Annotated in this window: 15 protein-coding genes; 3 read left to right on the forward strand and 12 right to left on the reverse strand. The window is 64.7% G+C overall.

What is annotated here, in order from left to right; translation table 11 throughout:
- Window positions 1-5 precede the first annotated feature (5 nt).
- The 5 genes from IVA74_RS25870 to IVA74_RS25890 form a co-directional block, all read right to left on the reverse strand.
- Window positions 6-845: a ScpA family protein gene (locus IVA74_RS25870; RefSeq protein WP_247349167.1), complete on the reverse strand. Its 840-nt coding sequence runs from the start codon at window positions 843-845 to the stop codon at window positions 6-8.
- Window positions 842-1,870, reverse strand: coding sequence for a beta-N-acetylhexosaminidase (nagZ, locus tag IVA74_RS25875; RefSeq protein WP_247349168.1), 1,029 nt, complete (start codon window positions 1,868-1,870; stop codon window positions 842-844). The genes IVA74_RS25870 and nagZ overlap by 4 nt, the downstream gene beginning before the upstream one ends.
- 46 nt (window positions 1,871-1,916) lie before the next feature.
- On the reverse strand, window positions 1,917-3,482 hold the full coding sequence (locus tag IVA74_RS25880) for an SPOR domain-containing protein (protein ID WP_247349169.1): 1,566 nt from the start codon (window positions 3,480-3,482) through the stop codon (window positions 1,917-1,919).
- Between the two features lie 142 nt (window positions 3,483-3,624).
- Window positions 3,625-5,415: an arginine--tRNA ligase gene (gene argS / locus IVA74_RS25885; protein WP_247349170.1), complete on the reverse strand. Its 1,791-nt coding sequence runs from the start codon at window positions 5,413-5,415 to the stop codon at window positions 3,625-3,627.
- A 9-nt stretch (window positions 5,416-5,424) separates the two neighbouring features.
- Entirely contained in the window at window positions 5,425-6,633 is a 1,209-nt protein-coding gene (locus tag IVA74_RS25890) for a deoxyguanosinetriphosphate triphosphohydrolase (protein WP_247349171.1), read from the reverse strand.
- Between the two features lie 150 nt (window positions 6,634-6,783).
- Between IVA74_RS25890 and erpA the strand changes: the two genes are divergently transcribed.
- Entirely contained in the window at window positions 6,784-7,113 is a 330-nt protein-coding gene (erpA, locus tag IVA74_RS25895; protein ID WP_007610737.1) for an iron-sulfur cluster insertion protein ErpA, read from the forward strand.
- Window positions 7,114-7,122: 9 nt separating this feature from the next.
- Here erpA and IVA74_RS25900 read toward each other — a convergent pair whose 3' ends face one another.
- Complete coding sequence (locus tag IVA74_RS25900; protein ID WP_247349172.1) at window positions 7,123-9,453, reverse strand: ATP-binding protein; 2,331 nt, start codon at window positions 9,451-9,453, stop codon at window positions 7,123-7,125.
- A 135-nt stretch (window positions 9,454-9,588) separates the two neighbouring features.
- Here IVA74_RS25900 and xth point away from each other — a divergent pair, with 135 nt between their 5' ends.
- Window positions 9,589-10,386: an exodeoxyribonuclease III gene (gene xth, locus IVA74_RS25905; protein WP_247349173.1), complete on the forward strand. Its 798-nt coding sequence runs from the start codon at window positions 9,589-9,591 to the stop codon at window positions 10,384-10,386.
- Between the two features lie 15 nt (window positions 10,387-10,401).
- Here xth and IVA74_RS25910 read toward each other — a convergent pair whose 3' ends face one another.
- The 5 genes from IVA74_RS25910 to IVA74_RS25930 form a co-directional block, all read right to left on the reverse strand.
- Window positions 10,402-11,226 (reverse strand): tetratricopeptide repeat protein, encoded by an 825-nt coding sequence (locus tag IVA74_RS25910; RefSeq protein ID WP_247349174.1) that lies wholly within the window; start codon window positions 11,224-11,226, stop codon window positions 10,402-10,404.
- Window positions 11,213-12,937: a dihydroxy-acid dehydratase gene (ilvD, locus tag IVA74_RS25915; RefSeq protein ID WP_247349176.1), complete on the reverse strand. Its 1,725-nt coding sequence runs from the start codon at window positions 12,935-12,937 to the stop codon at window positions 11,213-11,215. Before ilvD ends, IVA74_RS25910 begins: the two co-directional genes overlap by 14 nt.
- Before the next feature lie 1,440 nt (window positions 12,938-14,377).
- Complete coding sequence (locus IVA74_RS25920) at window positions 14,378-14,590, reverse strand: hypothetical protein (RefSeq protein ID WP_247349178.1); 213 nt, start codon at window positions 14,588-14,590, stop codon at window positions 14,378-14,380.
- A gap of 153 nt (window positions 14,591-14,743) precedes the next feature.
- Window positions 14,744-14,920, reverse strand: a complete 177-nt coding sequence (locus tag IVA74_RS25925; protein WP_247349180.1) for a hypothetical protein — start codon at window positions 14,918-14,920, stop codon at window positions 14,744-14,746.
- Between the two features lie 103 nt (window positions 14,921-15,023).
- The gene (locus tag IVA74_RS25930) at window positions 15,024-16,760 is read right to left on the reverse strand and encodes an adenylate/guanylate cyclase domain-containing protein (RefSeq protein ID WP_247349182.1); all 1,737 of its coding nucleotides are present in this window, start codon (window positions 16,758-16,760) and stop codon (window positions 15,024-15,026) included.
- Window positions 16,761-17,078: 318 nt separating this feature from the next.
- Here IVA74_RS25930 and IVA74_RS25935 point away from each other — a divergent pair, with 318 nt between their 5' ends.
- Window positions 17,079-19,268 carry a lytic transglycosylase domain-containing protein gene (locus IVA74_RS25935; protein WP_247349184.1) on the forward strand — a complete coding sequence of 730 codons (2,190 nt, stop codon included), beginning with the start codon at window positions 17,079-17,081 and terminating at the stop codon, window positions 19,266-19,268.
- Between the two features lie 166 nt (window positions 19,269-19,434).
- On the opposite strand, the gene IVA74_RS25940 is transcribed toward IVA74_RS25935, so the two are convergent.
- Window positions 19,435-20,403 carry a tripartite tricarboxylate transporter substrate binding protein BugD gene (locus tag IVA74_RS25940; RefSeq protein ID WP_247349185.1) on the reverse strand — a complete coding sequence of 323 codons (969 nt, stop codon included), beginning with the start codon at window positions 20,401-20,403 and terminating at the stop codon, window positions 19,435-19,437.
- Window positions 20,404-20,451: the final 48 nt, after the last annotated feature.

Below are 20,451 nucleotides of genomic sequence, written 5' to 3' on the forward strand. Positions count from 1 at the left end.
TGCACTTAAGCGACCGGCGCATCGGGCGCAGGAGCTGCGTCCACGATCGGCTGAGGGCGCCCCTTCCGGAAATAGATGGGCGAAAACGCCTCTTTCTGGTTCAGCTCGAGCTGACCTTCACGCACCAGTTCGAGCGCAGCCGCAAAACTCGAAGCCAGCACCGTCGCGCGCTGCGTCGGATCGGCAACGTGCCGGAGCAAATAGTCGTCGAGAACGCCCCAGTCGTCCTGTTCGCTGATGCTGCCGACCAGCCGCTCCAGCGTGGCGCGCGCCTCGGCGAGCGACCACACCGTGCGCTTGGCCAGATGCACGCTCGCCAGCACGCGCGACTGGCGCTGCGAGGCATAGGCGGTGAGCAGGTCATAGAGCGTCGCGGTGTATTTCGGATGCTTGATCTCGGCGATCTGCTCGGGCTCACCGCGCGGGAAGATGTCGCGCAGCAATTGTTGCCTATTCATCAGCCGGTTGGCGGCTTCGCGAATGGCTTCCAGCCGGCGCAGGCGGTTGGCGAGCGCCGTCGCCATCTGCTCCGCGCTCGGGCCGTCCGCACTCGGCGGCTCCGGCAGCAGCAGGCGCGATTTCAGGAAGGCGAGCCAGGCCGCCATCACGAGATAATCGGCGGCAAGCTCGAGCCGGATCTTTCGCGCGGCTTCGATGAAGTGGAGATACTGGTCGGCGAGCGCCAGGATCGAGATCTTGGCGAGATCGACCTTCTGCTGCCGCGCCAGTGCGAGCAGCAGGTCGAGCGGCCCCTCATAGCCCTCGACGTCCACCACCAACGCCGGCTCACCCTCGGCGAGTTCTGCGGGCCGCCCGGTTTCAAACGATAGGATTTCTGCGGTCATGCCGATGCCGTGTTTGCCCGTGCGATCAATGCGTCCAGTTCGGCGCGTGCGGCCGCGCGGTCGAGCGGCTGCGGTGCTTTACGCGCCGCGAGCGCGGCGTTTGCCCGCTCCAGCGCCCTGCCCGCCAATTCAGGTGTCTGGCCGGCGACCTCGCGCATCTCCTCGATGTTGCCGTTGCAATGCAGGGCCACGTCGCAGCCGGCCGCGAAGATGGCGCGGGTCCGTTCGGCGATATTCCCCGACAGCGCGTTCATCGACACGTCATCACTCATTAACAAACCCTGGAACCCGATCACGCCGCGAATCACTTCAGCGATCATTGTCGCAGATGTCGTCGCCGGATGGGCGGGGTCGACCGCGCTAAACACAACATGTGCAGTCATGGCCATCGGCAAATCCGCCAGCGGCTTGAATGCCGCGAAGTCGGTCCGTTCCAGTTCGTCCCTGGATGTATCGACCGTCGGCAGCTTGAAATGAGTATCGGCGGTGGCTCGCCCATGGCCGGGAATGTGCTTGAGGACCGGCAGCACGCCTCCCTGTTCCAGGCCCTCGGTGACGGCCCGGGCAATCGCCGCGACCTTGCCCGGCTCAGTGCCATAGGCTCGATTTCCGATGACTGCATCGGCGCCGGCCACGGGAACGTCGGCCAGGGGCAAACAATCCACGGTGATGCCGAGATCGGCGAGATCGGCCGCGATCAGCCGGGCGCTGAGGCGCGCCGCGGTCAGCCCGAACGCCGAATCAATGTCGTAGAGGCCTGCGAAAATGGCGCCCGGCGGATAGACCGGCCAATGCGGCGGTCCCAGCCGTTGCACCCGTCCGCCCTCCTGGTCGATCAGGACAGGGGCATCAGCAGAACCCGCAGCCGCTCGCAATTCCGCAACGAGTGCAGCAACTTGAGCCGGCGTCTCAATATTGCGCTTGAAGAGGATGAAGCCCCATGGGCGTTCGCTGCGGATAAACTCCCGCTCTACGGCGGTCAGTTCCGTTCCGGATACGCCCGTAATGAAGGCCCGCGTGCTCATAACGGCCGATTAACCCTGACCCGCGAGGGGGTCAAGGAAACGGCCGTTAATTCCTCTGGATGAGACACTGTGGTCCACCGGCAGCCTTCAGGCTGTTGCAGACCTGCGTCGCTTCCGCGGCCGAACCATAGGGCCCGGCGAAGGCGCGGTAGACGATACCCTTGCCCTTGTCAGTCAGATCGGTCCGCTTGATCACCGCCGAGCGCGATCCAAGGATGCTACCATACTTGCCCTGAAGCACCCGGTAAGATGCGGCGGCGCTGTCCTCGTTCTGCTGCGACGAGACCTGTACGATATAGCCGCCACTGCTGGCGGGCGCGAGTTGCGTCGGGTTGCTCGCAGCCATCCGCTGCGGCGGTTCGGCTGGCGGCGCTTGCGGCGCCAGCGACATCGGCTGGTTGGCACTGGCATTGGCCGAGGTCGGGGGCGTATGCGGGGCGATCGGCGCAGCTGGTGCCGTGAGCGTCTTCGGCGCAGTTGCCGTCCTGGCCGCAGCCGATTGCGGCGCCGCGCTATCGTTCTGATCGCCCTTCACGGCCACAGTCCTGATCGGGCGCGGCGAATTGTTCGGCAGCGTCCCGTTGCTCGGGTTCGGACCCGCACCCGACGGCGGAATACTGGACGGCGACACGCTCGCGACCGGAGGCGGGTTCGCGTTCTGGTTCAGCGGCGGGAACACCACACGGGGACCTCCCGCCTTGGCGTTGACGTCAACAGGCGCTTCCTCGCGCGGCACGATCTTCTCGGTGCCATCGCCGGTGACCATGCGGTCCGGCACTTTCGCCGAAGAATCCGACGGCGCCGGCACGACCTTGGTCGGCGTGTTGTCGGCCCTGATGATCGGCGGCTCGCCGCTGCGGGGCGAGCCCACATAGGTCTTGTAGGCGAAAGCAGCGCCGGTCCCGACCACGGCAAGCGTCAGGATCGCCGCGACCGTCATCATGCCGCCGCGCTGCTTTTTCGGCTCGTCGAGATCGGCCTCGGGATAGTCGCTCTGGAACGCGTAAGGATCGTCGGGATAGGCGGGGTCGCGCTGGTAGTCCTGCTCGCCCGCCTCCAGCCGTCCGTAGAGCGCATCGTCGTAGCGCGCTGGATCGGGCTGCTGATAGGCTTGCTCCTGGTAAGCCTGATCGGGCTGCTGGTAGGCCTGATCCTGGTAGGCCTGAGCTTGATAAGCCTGATCCTGGTGAGCGGGATCCTGATGGGCCTGCGGCTGATGAAAATCAGGCTCCGGCGCGGTCGGCTGGGCTGAATAGCGATGCAACGGATGAACCGGGCTTCCGGAAACGGGATACGCAGGCTCAGGGGCTGGCGCGGGCTGCACATTGGCGCGCCGCATCCATGAGGGTGGTCCGGGCGGCGGCGAGGCCTGCTCGGCATGGTCCTGCTGGTAATCGTCCTGCCGGTAGTCGTCGTCCTGATAGCTTTGGGCAGGCGCAGGCGCCGCTGGCGGGTGCGCGCCGGGCCGCCCCTGCGCTGCGAACGGATCGGTCTGCCCGATCAGGCGAGCGAGCTCGGCCAAGGGATCGCCGCTCTCGGCCCTCCCATGCTGATCACCACCGCGACCATAGTCATCGGAAGGAAACGGTCTGTCCTGATATCGTTCGGCCATCGTGATGATGCGTCCCTTCGGGAAAGCCGCACGCCCCCTCGACCAAGGCACGGCTTTCGACCCACAAGGCTTTCAACCAAGTCTAAGCGATCCGGCTTCTGCCGGTTACCCCCAACAATCCCCTTAAGTAGTTCGCCCCAAACTACCGCATCTCGTCCGGAGCATGGACGCCGAGGATGGCGAGGCCCGATGCCAGGACAGAGACGACGCCCTGGACCATGGCCAGCCGCGCCTTCGTTAGAAGTGCATCATTATTGATAATGAAGCGTAAATAGGGCAAATCGCGCCCCTTCGTCCAAAGTGCATGAAATTCGCTGGCTAAATCATAGAGATAGAAGGCAATTCGGTGCGGCTCGTGGGCGCTTGCGGCCGCTTCCAGCATGCGCGGAAAAATTGCGAGCCGCTTGAGAAGGTCGAGCTCAGCCGGGTCCGACAGCCGCTCTACCGCCGACTCGGCGAGCCATGCGATGCGCTTTTCCGTATCCTCGGGGAGTTCCGGGAACACCTCCGCGCGTGCGTTGCGGAAGATCGAGTGGCCACGGGCGTGACCGTACTGCACGTAGAACACCGGGTTGTCGCGCGACTGTTCCATGACCTTGGCGAGGTCGAAGTCGAGCACCGCATCGTTCTTGCGATAGAGCATCATGAAGCGGACGGCGTCCTGGCCGACCTCATCCACCACCTCACGCAAGGTGACGAAGTCCCCGCTCCGCTTCGACATTTTCACCGGCTCGCCGTTGCGCAGCAATTTCACGAGCTGGACGATCTTGACGTCGAGCGCCCCCTTGCCGGAGGTCGTCGCCTTCACCGCCGCCTGCATGCGCTTGATGTAGCCGCCGTGGTCGGCGCCCCAGACGTCGATCATCTCGGCAAAGCCGCGGTCGAACTTGTTCTTGTGGTAGGCGATGTCGGAGGCGAAGTAGGTGTAAGAATTGTCTGACTTGATCAGCGGACGATCGACGTCGTCGCCATAGGCCGTCGCCTTGAACAGCAGCTGCTCGCGATCTTCCCAATCCTCGGCCGGAGCGCCCTTAGGCCGCGGCAGGCGGCCCTGATAGATGTCGCCCTTGGCGCGCAGGAAATCGATCGTCTCGGCGACCTTGTTGTTGCCGGGGTCCAGCAGCGAGCGCTCCGAAAAGAACACGTCGTGGCGGATGTTCAGCGCGCCGAGATCGCCCTTGATCTCGTCCATCATCATTGCGATCGCCTTGGCGCGCACCGTCGGCAGCCATGCGGCCTCGCTCATTGCGAGGAGCTTGTCGCCATGCTCCTTCACCAGCGCTTGCCCGACGGGCTTCAGATAGTCGCCGGGATAAAGGCCTTCCGGTATCGCGCCGATGTCCTCGTCGAGCGCTTCGCGATACCGGAGGAACGCCGAGCGGGCGAGCACGTCGACCTGCGCGCCGGCGTCGTTGATGTAATATTCGCGCGTGACGTCACGGCCTGCGAACTCGAGCAGGCTCGCCAGCGCGTCGCCGAACACGGCGCCGCGGCAATGGCCGACATGCATCGGCCCGGTCGGGTTGGCCGAGACGTATTCGACGTTGACCTTTGAGCCGCCGCGGGCGCGGCCGTAATCGGCGCCCTCGCGCAGCACCGTACGCAGCGCTTCCGCCCAGGCAGCCGGCTTCAGCGTCAAGTTGATGAAGCCTGGGCCGGCGACGTCCACCTTGGCGATCAGGGTATCCGCGCGCAGGCGCTCGGCGATCTGCTCGGCGAAATCGCGCGGCTTTGCCTTTGCCTCTTTCGCAAGCACCATGGCGGCGTTGGTCGCCATGTCGCCATGGGTGGCGTCGCGCGGCGGCTCGACAACCACGCGCGAGAAATCGATACCCTCGGGCCAGTTGGCTTCCGTCGCGAGCGCGCGGCAGACCGCGTGCACGCGTGCGAGCACGTCGGCGAACAGGTGCAGTGCTGAGGATGTGTCGGGCATGGGCGCCGCCTAACGCAAATCCGGGGTCGAGTCAAAGAGCCGCTGGTGCTCGGTCAGAGCGAAACGGTCGGTCATTCCAGCAATGAAATTGCCGATCCGCCGGGCCCGGTCGCCTTCATTGTCCGCCTCCGCCCCGACCAGCCATTCCGGCGGCAGCTCGCCGGGCGATTTGAGGTATTTGGCGAACAGGTCGAACAGGATCTGTTCCGCCTCGCCCATCACCCGCATGACCCGCTTGTGGCGGTACATGTGCTGATAGAGAAAGCGCTTGATGGCGGCCTCCTCCTCGGCGACCGCGGCGGGGAACGCGATCAGCGCCCGGCTCTGCCGGCGCACGTCCTGGGCGGATTGCGGTTTGACGGCGGCAAGGTTCTTCTGCGCCTCGGCGAATACCGCGCCGATCAGATGCGAGATCAGCTCGCGCACCAGTTCGGCGCCGCGCCTGACGTCTTCGAGGTCGGGGTAATGCGCGGAGGTCTCGCCGATGATCTCCGCGGTCAACGGCATCACCTTGAGGTCGTCGAGGTGAAACAGGCCGGCGCGCAGGCCGTCGTCGATGTCGTGGGCATCATAGGCGATGTCGTCGGCAATCGCGGCGACCTGTGCTTCGAGCGAGGCGAAGCTCCACAATTCGAGATCGTAGATCTTGATGTAGTCGGCGATGCCGACGGGAATGCCGTGCTCGCGATAATGCCCGACCGGCGCGCCGCTGCGATCGGTCAGGGGACCGTTGTGCTTGACGATGCCCTCCAGCGCCTCCCAGGTCAGGTTGAGCCCGTCGAAATCAGGATAGCGGTGCTCCAGCGCCGCAACGACGCGCAAGGTCTGGGCGTTGTGGTCGAAGCCGCCAAACTCCTTCAGGCAGGCGTCCAGTGCCCGCTCGCCCGCATGCCCGAAGGGCGGATGGCCGAGGTCGTGGGCGAGCGCGAGGGTTTCCGTGAGATCCTCGTCCAGTCCGAGCTGCCGGGCCAGCGCGCGGGCGATCTGCGCCACCTCCAGCGAATGGGTCAGCCGGGTGCGGTAGTGGTCGCCCTCGTGGAACACGAACACCTGGGTCTTGTACTTCAGCCGACGGAACGCGGTGGAATGGATCACCCGGTCGCAATCCCGCCGGAACGGGCTGCGGGTCTGGCTCGGCGGTTCCGCAACCAACCGGCCGCGGCTGCGCTCGGGATCGCAGGCATAGGGCGCGTGGGGGGCAGCCATTCCGACGGACACGGCGAATTTAGTCTCTATCCATTTGATTCTGCGTATGGTGGTACTTAACTATGCCGCACCCGGGATACCAAATGAATTGGGCAAGTAACCTTCAAGTGCCCCTTCCTTCAGGTGCCCTTGGTGTGACCGCGGGACTATCGGAGACGAACGATGACGACTGACGTGACCATCAGTGACAAGGCCGCACGCCGGATTGGGGAGATCCTCAAGGGCGAAGGGTCTGGCGCGATGCTGCGGATCTCGGTCGAGGGGGGCGGCTGCTCCGGCTTCCAGTACAAGTTCGACATTGACCGTGCCCGCACCGACGACGATCTCGTGATCGAGCAGGACAATGCGGTGGTGCTGGTCGATTCCGCCTCGCAGCCGTTCCTGGCGGGCTCGCAGGTCGATTTCGTCGACGATCTGATCGGCGCCTCGTTCCGCGTCAACAATCCGAACGCCACCGCGTCCTGCGGCTGCGGGACCAGCTTCTCGATCTGACGTCGCCGGCTATGCGCCGGTGATCTGCCTTTCCTCGTCCGTCCAGTCCACCTCGACCGGCATCTGCTCCGGCTGAAGCGGTGCGTCCTCCGACACCAATTGACCGTCCAGCGCGCGCAGCAGTGCCGCGACCAGCGCGGGCTTGCGCAACGGTTTTGCCAGGAAGTCGGACATGCCCGCCTCGCGGCATATCTTGACGTCTTCGGCGAAGGCGTTGGCGGTCAGCGCGACGATCGGCAGGGTTTCGAAGCGTCCGCCCTGTGCGCGGATCGCACGCGTCGCAGCAAGGCCGTCCATCTCGGGCATGCGCACGTCCATCAGCACGACATCATAGTTGCTCTCGGCAACCGTCTCGACGGCCTCGACGCCGTCGGCCACGACGCGCAGCTCGACGTCGAAGGCGCCGAGCATCTTGCTGACGACCATGCGGTTGACGGCATCGTCCTCCGCGACCAGCACCTTCAACGGCCGGTCGAGTTCGGCGATACGCGCCTTCAGATCGTCGGCTTCGTCGCGGTCTGAATTGTGGTCGGATGCCTGCGCCTGGCTCCAGGGCAGCACCAGCGTGAAGCGGAAGGTCGAGCCCTCACCCGGCGTCGAGGTGACGCCGATGGTGCCGCCCATCTGCTCGATGATGCGCCGGGAGATCGCCAGGCCCAGCCCGGTGCCGCCGAAGCGGCGGCTGATCGAGGCATCGGCCTGCGCAAAGTCAGAGAAGAGCTGGCCGAGCTTTTCGGGGGCGATGCCGATGCCGCTGTCGGTCACGCTCCATTCGACAGTAGCGAGCAGATCGCGGCGCGCCTGACAGACTGCTGCGATCGTGACTTCGCCTTGGTCGGTGAATTTCACCGCGTTGGAAGCGAGGTTGAGCAGCACCTGCCTGATGCGCGCGACGTCGCCGCGCAACGTCGGCGGCAGGTTCGGATCAAGCTCGACCTTGACCGTGAGCCCCTTGCTCTTGGCGCTCGCGCGCACGACGGTCGCGACTGTCTCGACCAGCGCCTGCGGCGCGAAGTCGATCGCCTCGAACGCGAAGCGTCCGGCCTCGAGCTTGGAGAGATCGAGGATGTCGTTGAGGATGCGCTGGAGATTATCGCCGGATTCGCGGATCGACGTGACGGCCTCGTGCTGCTCCGGATCGAGCTTCGTCTCCAGCAACATGCTGGCGAGCCCGAGCACGCCGTTCATGGGCGTGCGGATCTCGTGGCTCATCACCGCCAGGAAATCCGATTTGGCGCGGCTCTCGGCCTCGGCCTTTTCCGCGCGCCAGCGCTCGGTCACGTCGCGGCCGAAGCCGCGATAGCCGAGGAATTGGCCGTCGCGGTCGTAGGCTGGATTCGCAGTGAGCGACCACAGCCGCGCCTCGCCGCCGGCAACGACCTTGAGGTTCATCTCGTGCAGCGGTTCGGCGTGCTCCATCAGCCCGACGACGTTGTAGGCCGCGCTTTTGTCCTCGGGGCACAGCATGTCGAGCACGTCGGCGAAATGCGAGCCCTTCAGCAGCTGCAGCGGCAGCTGCGCGACGGCGGCGAAGCGCTCGGGCACGTCGACCAGATGCCCTTCGGCATCGGTCTGCCACAGCCAGTCGCTGGCGTTCTCCTGAAAATCCTTCAGCAGCAGCGAAATGATCTCGGTCTGGCGCTCGAGCTCGAGCTGGGCCTTGAGATTGCCGAGGAACAGATTGCCTTGCGAGACGATGTTGCGCGCCATGAAGAACGCGAACAGCAGCAGGAACACCGCGGTCACGAGGTAAGGCCCGGTGCCGCACAACAGCAGTGCGCCGGCGCAGGCGATCGTTGTCGTCGCGAGATAGACGAGGCCGGCGCGCGGGAAGGTCGAGAGCGTGAAGGCGCCGCCGGACATCATGCCGACCATCAGGCAGGCCAGGACGAGCTGGCTGGTCGGCTCGATGCGGCTGAACAGGGCGAGCGGCAGCGTGCCCCAGATCACGGCCAGGAAAAATGCCTGCCGCAGCATCTGCCGCGCGGCGCGCGCGGTAGCCTCTTGCGGCGGGTTCCGATGCGAACGCCGCCACGCGCGCACCGCGAGCGAGGCGGTGGCGGCGAGGGTCATGCCCCAGATTGCGAGGAAATCGTTCCAGCCCCGGCCCCAGAACAGGACCAGCACGACCGCAACATTGAGCATGGTGACGGCCATCGTCATCGGGATCAGCCGGGTCACCGCGTCGATCTGCTTGGCGCGGATGCGGCGCAGCTCGCGCTCGCTGAGATCGGCAGTCAGGCCGTCCTCGATCTCGAAGCCGCCAAGCCAGTACAGGAACGCGCCGATCAGGCCGTCGCGCGGCTCGGTTCGCTTCATGGATTTGTCCGGCCATCCCATTCGAAAAACCTTTTCAGTATCAATGGCCCAGGGCCGGCTTAAGCCGGGTTAATTTTGTGGGAGATTTTTGCGGGCGCCTTGACGGGCGCGTTTGCAGTTTGTTCTAACCATGGCCCCTGCCCGGAGCCCGCCGACATGCCCATCAGAATTGCCACCTGGAACGTGAACTCGGTCCGGCAGAGGATCGATCTCCTCCTGACCTGGCTGAAGGAGTGCCAGCCGGACATCGTCTGCCTCCAGGAGATCAAATGCGTCGACGAGGCCTTCCCGCGGCTGGAGATCGAGGCGCTCGGCTACAACGTGGTCACCCATGGGCAGAAGACGTTTAACGGTGTCGCCCTGCTCTCGAAGCTCCGGTTCGACGAGACCAAGTCGGGGCTGACCGGCGACGACGAGGATGCGCACGCTCGCTTCCTCGAAGGCGTGGTCACTCTGAAGCGTGGGGTGCTGCGCGTCGCCTGCCTCTATCTGCCCAATGGCAATCCGGTCGGGACCGAGAAATATCCCTACAAGCTCAAATGGATGTCGCGGCTTCTTGAGTATTCGAAGGAGCGCCTCAAGTCCGAGGAGCCACTGGTCCTCGCAGGCGACTTCAACGTCATCCCGCATGCCCGCGACGTCCATAACCCCGCCGCCTGGACCGAGGACGCCCTGTTCAAGCCTGAGACGCGGGAGAGTTTTCAGTCCCTGCTCGGCCTCGGCCTGACCGATGCGCTGCGGGCGGTTACTGACGAGCCCGGGCTCTACACCTTCTGGGACTACCAGGCCGGCGCCTGGCAGAAGAATCACGGCCTGCGGATCGACCATCTGCTGCTGTCGCCACAGGCCGGCGACCGGCTCGTCAATGTCGGCATCGACAGCTATGTGCGCAGCTGGGAGAAGCCGTCGGACCACGTGCCGGTGTGGGCGGATCTGGACCTCGAGGCGGCGTGAGGCCGCCTCAACCAATCACTCCCGGCGGCCCTGCACCCACTGCTCCAGCATTTGCAGGCACATGGCGCGGTCGTCGTCGGACGATTTTGCGAAGGCGCGGTTGTAGTTTTCCTTGATCCAGGTCTCGTCGCTACCTGCGCTGTCACGCGCCAGCGTCAGCCACATCAGGCCCCGCGCGGCCTGCCGCGGCAGGCGGTCGCCGTTGAACAGCATCTGACCGAGCAGCGCCTGGGCCTCGTGCTGGCCCTTCTGCGCGGCGAGCCCAAGCCAGCGCGCGCCGTAGCGGAAATCCTCGCGCGAGGCGTCCGGTGTCTTCAGGTACAGGCGGGCGAGGTCGTATTGCGCATCCGCGTTGCCGAAATAGGACGCGGCATAGGAGAACATCTCCCGCGCGCGCTCCTGGTCCGGCTTGACCTTCGAATTCGGGATGCCGCTCAGATAATAGCGACCGAGCGCGACAAAGGCGTTGGCGACGATCTGCGCCTGCGGCGCCGAGGGGCTGTCCTCGGCATGTGCGTTGGCGATGCGGCTGAAATACTCGAACGCGCGCACATCGTCCTGAGCAACGCCGTCGCCATTGGCGTACATGCGGCCGAGCCTCCACTGCGCGATGGGGTGGCCACCCTCGGCGGCATATTGCAGGGCGCTGAGCGAGCTTTCCTGGGTCGCGACCGCCGGCGGCACATTGCGCACCTTGCCCGCTGCGCCCGGCAAGGTCGTCACCACCGGGATGGTCGCATCCTTCGGGCTGACGGGCGCGCCGTCGAAGGCGAGCGCCGGCGCGCCTAGCGCGGTAGCCCCAAACACAAACGCAACTATGATACGCCTAGATGTCCGCATAGCACTGTTTCTCGTGCGCGCCGCCCGGATGGGTCACTGCCCCCCCGACCGCCGGTCCAACCTGCTGAGCATATTTCCAGAGCGCGCCCGTCGTGTGGTTAGTCGCGCGAGCGCTCCATTTGGTCTTGCGCTGGGCAAGCTCCTGGTCGCTCAATTTTACGTCAAGTGTCCCGGCGACCGCGTCGATCTCGATGATGTCGCCGTCCTCGAGCAGCCCGATCGGGCCGCCGATGGCGGCTTCAGGCCCGACATGGCCGATGCAGAAGCCGCGGGTGGCGCCGGAAAAGCGGCCGTCGGTGATGAGCGCGATCTTGCCGCCCATGCCCTGGCCGGTCAGCGCCGCGGTGGTCTGGAGCATTTCCCGCATGCCGGGACCGCCCTTCGGTCCCTCGTAGCGGATCACGATGACTTCGCCTTCGCGGTAGGTACGCTTCTGGACCGCCTCGAAAGCATCCTCCTCACGGTCGAAGCACCTGGCCGGACCGGTAAACCTGAGGTTGGACATTCCCGCGACTTTCACGATCGCACCTTCTGGCGCCAAATTGCCCTTCAGACCGACCACACCGCCGGTGACGGTGATGGGCTTGTCTGCCGGGTGCACCACGTCCTGGTGCGGATTCCATTTCACGCTTTTGAGATTTTCGGCGATCGTTCGACCGGTAACCGTAATGCAGTCACCGTGGAGAAATCCGTTGTCGAGCAGCGTCTTCATCAGAAGCGGTATGCCACCTACTTCAAACATGTCTTTGGCGACATAACGGCCGCCCGGCTTCAAATCAGCGACATATGGTGTCTTTTTGAAGATTTCGGCGACGTCGAACAGGTCAAACTTGATGCCGCACTCGTGCGCGATCGCCGGCAGGTGCAATGCAGCATTGGTCGAGCCACCGGACGCGGCGACCACGGCGGCCGCATTCTCCAGCGCCTTGCGGGTGACGATATCGCGCGGCCGGATGTTTTGAGCGATCAAGGCCATGACCTGCTCGCCCGCGGTCATGCAGAAGGCGTCGCGAATTTCATACGGTGCCGGAGCACCGGCCGAGTACGGCAGTGCCAAGCCGATCGCCTCGGAGACGGTCGCCATCGTGTTGGCGGTGAACTGCGCGCCGCAGGCACCCGCCGAGGGGCACGCCACGCGCTCGATCTCGTCGAGATCCTCGTCCGACATCGCTCCGACCGAGTGCTTGCCGACGGCTTCGAACATGTCCTGCACGGTGACCTGCTGGCCCCGGAAATTGCCGGGCAGGATCGAGCCGCCGTAGATGAAGATCGAGGGCACGTTGAGGCGGACCATCGCCATCATCATGCCCGGCAGCGACTTGTCGCAGCCGGCGAGGCCAACGAGGGCATCATAGGCGTGGCCGCGGATCGTCAGCTCGACGGAATCGGCGATGCATTCGCGGGACGGCAGCGAGGAGCGCATGCCGTCATGGCCCATGGCGATGCCGTCGGTCACGGTGATGGTGCAGAACTCGCGCGGCGTGCCGCCGGCGGATGCGACGCCCTTCTTCACCGCCTGCGCCTGGCGCATCAGGGAGATGTTGCAGGGCGCGGCCTCATTCCAGCACGAGGCGACGCCGACGAACGGCTGGTGGATCTGCTCGGTGGTGAGACCCATGGCGTAGAGGTAGGAGCGATGGGGCGCGCGCGCAGGGCCTTCCGTCACGTGACGGCTCGGCAGCCTCTGCTTGATGTCGGTCTTTGCGTCCATAGCAAACCAGTTTCCCCGGCCAACCCTTTCAGACCCGAAAAATCAGAGCCAAGATTTGAATCGACCTTGGGATTTCCCGTCGCCTTTCAGGACCACCGCTGCCGCTAAAACATTAGAGCGATTTTATTCAAGTTCAGGTGTGGCCAAAAAGCGGCGTTGATGCGAACGGACAGAGATGAGGGTTAGATCCGGGATGAGTGTTGCATGGACGGCACAATCGTGACCCGAACGACACGGAAAAGCCTACAGTGATACCCTCGCTGGAAAGGCAAGCCACAACCTCAGATTTTGCGGCGGTGGCGCGCGCTCACTTCGGCAAGGTGACGGCGCGCAGTTCGGCTGAGTCGGCGCCTTCATGACCACTCACGTGTCCCGGAAGCGCTGCGCCGCATCCGGGGTAGGAAATCAGAATCTTTCCGCGGAGGGATTCTGGATTGCTTCCGCCTTCGCTAAAGCTTCGGCGGACAAGTCGCTGCGCTCGCGATGACGGAGCAAGGGGCATTGTCGGTGCTCACTCTCGTGTCCCGGACAAGCTGCAACGCCTCTTAGCGTCGCGGCGCGGAGCCGGGACCCAGAAGCCGCGAACTCTCTGCAGCATGGGCCCCGGCTCTGCAGCGCACCGCAAGGCGCTGCGCGGCGTCCGGGGCACGAGAGCGGAATTCAACGTCGCGTCCATTTCAACTTGCACACACCTTCGCATCCTCGCGACGGATTTCGCCCGAGCTTTGCTTGATCTCTCCACCCTCTTGTCCAAGAGGGTGCAGGGAAGGCCGGGTGCCGGCTACACCTGCGGTCCGCCGCGCGAAAATGTAGCGCAAAAGAACCGCACAGCAGCATACAGGTGTAGCCAATCACTCGGCCTTCCCTGCGCAGTGGCTTTACGGCTTATGCCGTGCTCTCCCGGGAGCCGAGTTCCTGTTGGCCTCCCTCGCCTTCACGAAAGTCGCGACGCCGCGCCGGTTGACGCAAGTGCCGCATCCGCAAAGGCTTGACCGTAGCAACGACGGCCAGGACCACACGGTTTTGCCGTACGCACGGTTCGCTGTTCGCCACCGGTTTCGAGGACGTTGTGCACGTTGCCGCCGACCTGATGACGAGACGAACCTGACAGCGCCGCTCGTCGGCACGAAGTTTTGGGCTCACGGAGAGCAATCCGCCCTGCCCGCACTTTCGCACCCGACGCTGTCGCGTCCACCGCACGCCCGGCTCGCGAAACGTGACGACACAAGATCGCCCCTCTTGGGTGAGCCGGGATGGGCGACACATACGCCAATTCCGAATTTCGGTAAAGTGGAATATTTTGGATGCGCCGGCTTGACAGAGGGGCGAAACAGCAAGGTCCGATGGGACGCAAGCGTGATCCGGCAAGTGCCCGACGACGGGCGAGCGGCCCCGGATTGCGCTTTCGCTCCATCGGGCTACGAGACCCCGCCGAGCAGCTCAGCGCGCACCCTTGAGGGTGCAAGAGGTGCTGCAAGTGACCGTGTTGCCGTGGTCGCACGCCTTGCAGGCGGCAACGCACTGGTTCATGTCGCGGGAATTGTAGGAGGTGTAGTTCCGCATCGCGCAGACCGGGGTCGAGCCGGTGATGTCCTGCTCCTGATTGCAGGCAGCCGTCATGAGCGCAAGGATCATCACCGCAAGGAGCCGCATGGGATCGCCCTGTGAGACACGACAAAACAATGTTTACAAGGCGCGCTGCATCGCAGCGTGCCCCGGCATTCCCACAGCGGAGAAGCACAGCAAGCGTCCCCGCATCGACATGTAGGATGCGCGCCAAGTGTTAAGAACGGATTGCAGCCGGCGTCAGGCCGCAGCCTTGGTCGCGATCGCCTGACGCATATCCAACGCCAGCTGGCGATACTGCTCCGAAAGCTTCAGATAAAATTCCCGCTTGGTGCGGTCCGTGGCGAGCTTGGCGATCAACTCGCATTCCGCGGTGAGCGTCTCGAACCGCTCCAGCCTGTCCTCAAGTTCTGTCATCGGCGTATCCCCATCAAACGCCTCAAGGACATCAAACCTAGGCCCGGGAAATAGGTCACGGCGAACATCGTTATCGAGTAGAAACAATTTTTCCCGCGGCCGGCTATTTCTGCTGCAGCCGCCAGGCGCCGTTCCAGCCTTCGTCCGGCGGATTAACCTCGAACTGCGCCAGGCGGGCGAGCAGTGCGCGCGCGGGGCCATCGCCGGGGACGGCTTCGAGCGCCGCGTTGAAGGCGGCACGCGCCTCGTCGAAGCGCCGGGCGCGATAGGCGGCGAGGCCTTCGGCGTAGTGCGAACGCAGGCTCTCATGCGCGGCAGTGAGCGCGCCTGCGCGGCCCATCACCTCGAAGACCGATTGCGGCGCGCTCTGGCCGGCGACTGCAAGACGATCGACCTCGCGCAGCTCGAGATGCGAGCCGATCGCATCCGCCGTCGCCTGCGAGATCAGGATGCGGGTGCCATAGGTCTTGTTGACGGCCTCCAGGCGCGAGGCGAGGTTCACGGCATCGCCCATCACGGTGAAGCTCATCATCAGCTCGGAGCCGATGCTGCCGGTCAGGACTTCGCCGGTGGCGATGCCGATCCGCAAATCGCACAGCGCCGGCATGGCGCGGATACCCAGCAGATCCGGCAATTGCTTCTGCAGCGCGGGCACCTGGTCGGCCATGTCGATGGCGGCAAGGCCGGCGAGCAGCGCCGGCTCGTCCTCCTCGATGAAGGGCGGGCCCCAATAGGCCATGATGGCGTCGCCGATACATTTGTCGATGATGCCGCGGTTGCTCCTGATCGGGCCGGACATCAGCGTGAAATAGTGGTTCATCACCTTGACCAGGCCGCGCGGGGTCATGCCCTCGCTCATCGAGGTGAAGCCGCTCATGTCGCAGAACATGATGGTCATGACCCGGCGCTGGCCGTCGATGGCGACTTCCGGCCGGTCGATCAGGCCCTGCACCACCTTGGGATCGATGTAGCGGCCAAAGGTCTCGCGAATGCGCTCGTTGTGCCGCAACTGCTCGATCATGCGGTTGAAGGCGGCGGCGAGCTCGCCGATCTCGTCCTGGGTCGAGACAGTGATGGTCTTGTCGAACCGGCCCGCCTCGACCTCGCGGGTGCCAGCCAGCAACAGCCGCACCGGACGCGTGATGCCGCTACTGACCAGCAGCGCAAAAGCGAATCCGACGATCGCCGCGAGCAAGGTCACGATGCCCGAAATGATCATCGCCTGACGCTGACGACCGATCACCTGCGATGTGCTGGCAAATACCTGCTTCAGCATGTCGGCGCGGATCGCATCGATCTGCTGATTGAACTGATCGCGCAACAGATCGAGATGTTCCAGCGTGCCGCGCGCTTCCGTCATCTGTTTGCCATCGACCTGCTTAAGGAGTTTTGCGTGGTCCTCGTTCAGGTCACGGCGCAGCTCGGCGACGGCGGTCTCGATGCGGGTCTCGATCCGCGCCAGCGCGGCATTGTCGGAGGCCGTTCTGGGATCGTCGATAATCGCGTTGATGAGCTTGCGCGCGCTTTCGGCCTCCTCCTCGATCCTACGGTCGGTTTCCTCGAACTCGCGAAGGCGCGCCGCATAGGCCTCTTCGTCCGACGGCGACTGCATCTTGGTCATGACCATGCGCCGCAATGCCAGTGCCCGTTCCAGCGAGCGGATGTTGGCGCGTGCCAGATGGCCATAGGCCGGGATGTAGCGATCGGTCAGCTCGTTGAGCAGGACACCGACCTGGCCCGACATCACCATCGACAGGATCGAGGTGACCAGCATCAGGACGATCAATCCGAGGGCGATGCCGACGATCTTGCGCCGGATCGACTGGTTGAAAAGTGGCATGGGTACGGAGCAAAGGCTGAAAGGATGGCTTGAGGGAACTCAGTACACCGGATTTGACGGGGGAACACGCGCAATCTGGCCATTCGCGCCGCCGTGAGCTGTGCGCAACCCTCACGCGAACCCCGAGAAGGTTAAAAAAGCGGCCTTTTCCGGCGTTTCAGAAGTTCCCGCGTTCCCGATCCGTATTTTGCCGCATTGTTGAACGAGCGTGAGGAATGCGAAACGATGTGGTGGCATCGTTTTGGTGTCGTCCTTGATTCTCAAGCCGCATGTCGTCGCGGACCTTGGTTTGTAGTGGTTTCGCGGGGGGACCATCGAATGAACCAGTGCCTACGCTCGCTCGCGTGTGTCGTTGCCGTGGCCGCTTTGGCCTTCATTCCTAATGAGCTGGCAGCGAAGAGCAGTCACAAATCGTCCGCGCCGAAGAAGACGCATGAGGCGAAAGCCGGCAAGCAGCGCCATGCCTCCGCCGGCAAAGCGCGGCACGGCAAGCATGCCGAGGCCAAGCGCAAGTCCAAGAAGTCCGACGACGAGCCCTCGGACAAGCAGGCAGCCCCGCCGCTGACCGGCGATCTCGCCGCGTTGAAGGACGCCATCGACCTCGCGCGAAAGGGCAAGACGGACGATGCGAGCGCGGCGCGCGACCGCATCATTGACCCCGCCGGACAGAAACTCGCCGACTGGTTCATGCTGCGCCATTCCGAGAGCACCGCGAATTTCAAGCGCTACGCCGCCTTCCTGGCCGCCAATCCGGACTGGCCGAGCAGCGCCCTGCTCCGCCGCCGTGCCGAGGCCCGGCTGTGGCAGGAGAAGGCCGACGCGGCGACGGTGCACAAATTCACGATGGACCGGCCGACCAGCGCCAAGGGCAAGTTCGCGCTCGCCCGCGTGCTGGTGACGGAGGGCGACAGCGACAGGGCCGCACGTCTGGTGCGTGAGGCCTGGCGAACGGATGAATTGTCCGAGCGCAGCGAAGAGGATTCCTACGAAGCGTTCCGCGATCTCCTGACCGCTGAGGACCATCGCGCCCGCATGGACAAGCGTCTCGGCGCCAAGGACTACGCAGGAGCGCGGCGCGCCGCCAAGCGGCTCGGCGAGGATGCGCTCGCGATCGTCAAGGCCTGCGCCGCCGTCACCGGCAAGGTCACCAAGGCCAAGGACTATCTCGAGGACGTTCCGGCCGAGGCGCGCCGCGATCTCGGCTATGTGCTGTGCCGCGCGCAATGGCATCTCCAGAACGACCGCATCGACGACGCCGCCGAGGTGATCCTGGCCGCCGCGCCCGATACGATGGCGGCTCAGGACACCGACGCCTGGTGGCGCGAGCGCCGCCTGCTTGCGCGAAAGCTGCTCGACCAAGGCAAGTTCAAAACCGCCTATGACGTGGTGCGCTCGGCGGCCGTCCCCGCGATGGAAGTCTATCGCGTCGACTATCACTTCATGTGCGGCTGGATCGCGCTGCGCTATCTCGACGATCCCAGGGCGGCGATGATGCATTTCGCCGCGATCGACGAAGGTTCGGCCAATCCGATCGCGCTGTCGCGGGCCAACTATTGGCGCGGCCGCGCCGCCGAGGCGATGAACGCAACGGCCGATGCGCGCCTGAGCTATCAGACGGCGGCGCGCTATCCGACCGCCTATTACGGACAGCTCGCCCGCGCCAAACTCGGCCTTGACCGGATCGAGCTGCGCGCGCCCTCGCCCGTGCTGGCCGCGGCTGATACACCGCCCACGGACGAACGCGTGCGCGCCGCCGACATGCTCTACGGCGTCAATGAGCGCGACATGGTGTATTACTACGCCGAGGATTTCGCCAAGGAGAGCACCGACGTCGCGGCGCTCGAAGCGCTCGGCGAGCTCGCCGGCCGGCACAAAGACGCGCGGGTCATGCTGGAGGTCGGCAAATCAGCGCTGGCGCGCGGGCTTGCGCTCGACCACTACGCCTTCCCCACCATCGGCATTCCCGAGCACAAGCAGGTGGCGCCTGCGATCGAGACCAGCGTGATCTATTCGGTGGCGCGCACCGAAAGCTCGTTCGACCAGCGCGACAAGTCGGCGGCCAACGCAGTCGGGCTGATGCAGGTGACGCCGGAAGCCGGCCGCGATACCGCCAAGCGGTTCGGCGTGACCTATGACTGGGACAAGATGGTCTCCGATCCCGTCTACAACACGCAGATGGGGGCGGCCGAGCTCAGCGCACTTCTCTCGGAATACCGCGGCAACCAGATCATGACCTTCGCCGGCTACAATGCCGGCCGTGGCCGCGTGCGCGAATGGGTGCAGGCACGCGGTGATCCCCGCGACCCCAAGGTCGATCCGGTCGACTGGGTCGAGCGCATCCCGCTGTCGGAGACGCGCAACTACGTCCAGCGCGTGATTGAAAACGTGCTGGTCTATCGCGCCCGGTTCGAGGGCAGCGGCATGGTCGCCGGCAAGAGCGATCAGCGCGTGGTGACCAAGGATGCGGCGGCCGTGGCGACGCCGGTGGGATTTACGGGAACGGAGTGAAATCCGTTTGCATCCGCTCTATCCCCTCATCCTGAGGAGCCTGCGAAGCAGGCGTCTCGAAGGGTGAAGGCCCCGCTCTCGGTTGCGGCGCATCCTTCGAGACGGCCGCGATGCCTCCTCAGGATGAGGTCTGTGGGTGTTGCGCTCGGAACGCAGACACCGCCCCTCAATCCACCTTGATGTTCGCGGCCTTGATGATCGGCCACCATTTCGCGATCTCGGCTTTCTGACGCGCGCCAAGCGCTTCGGGCGTGAGCTGATCCTGCGGCGTCATCTCCAGGCCCTGACTTTCCAGCTGCTTCTTCACGGCGGGATCGTTCAGCGCTTCCACGGCTGCGGCATTGAGCTTGGTGACGATTGCCTTCGGCGTACCCTTCGGCACCCACAGGCCGGACCACAGCGTCATGCTAAAACCCTTCAGCCCGGCCTCCGCCGTGGTCGGGATGTCGGGTGCCGACGACAGGCGCTTGTCATCGGTGATGGCGTAGGCGCGAATGGTGCCGGCGCGGACCTGGTTGATGGAGTTGGAGGTCTGATCGACGATGACGTCGATCTGGCCGGCGATGAGATCGTTCAGGGCGGGCGCGGTGCCGCGATACGGCACGTATTGCAGCTTGATACCGGAGACGCTCTCGAAATAGACCCCGGCGATGTGACTGCCGGACCCCGCGCCGGCCGTGCCCGCGGTTGCCGGCGACGGCCGCGACTTCAGCCATTCAATCAGCTCTTTCAGCGAGGTCGCGGGCACCGCGTTCTTGCTGACGACGATCATCGGGTTGCTCGGCAGCAGCACCACGGGTTCGAGGTCAGTGACGAGATCGTAGTTGAGCTTGTAGACGGCGCCGTTGGCGACGTGGGTGCCGAGATGGCCGAAGGAGATCGTGTAGCCGTCCGGCGGCGATTGCACGGCGCGGCCGACGCCGATCGACCCGCCGGCGCCGGTGACGTTCTCGATCACCAGGGCCTGGCCGAGCGAAGTTCGCATCCGCTCGGCAAGCACCCGTGCCATCGCATCCGACGGCCCGCCGGCGGCGAAGGGAACGATGATGGTGATGGGACGTGAAGGATAATCGTCGGCGCGCGCGGCGCCTCCAACAGCGAGAATAGCAACCAGCGCAGCCCAAGCGGCCTTCATTGTGTTCTCCCAGCGATGACATTGTTATTTTTTGTCTCTTCCCGCGTA

Origin of the sequence: Bradyrhizobium sp. 132, assembly GCF_023074185.1 — a bacterium.
Taxonomy (GTDB): domain Bacteria; phylum Pseudomonadota; class Alphaproteobacteria; order Rhizobiales; family Xanthobacteraceae; genus Bradyrhizobium.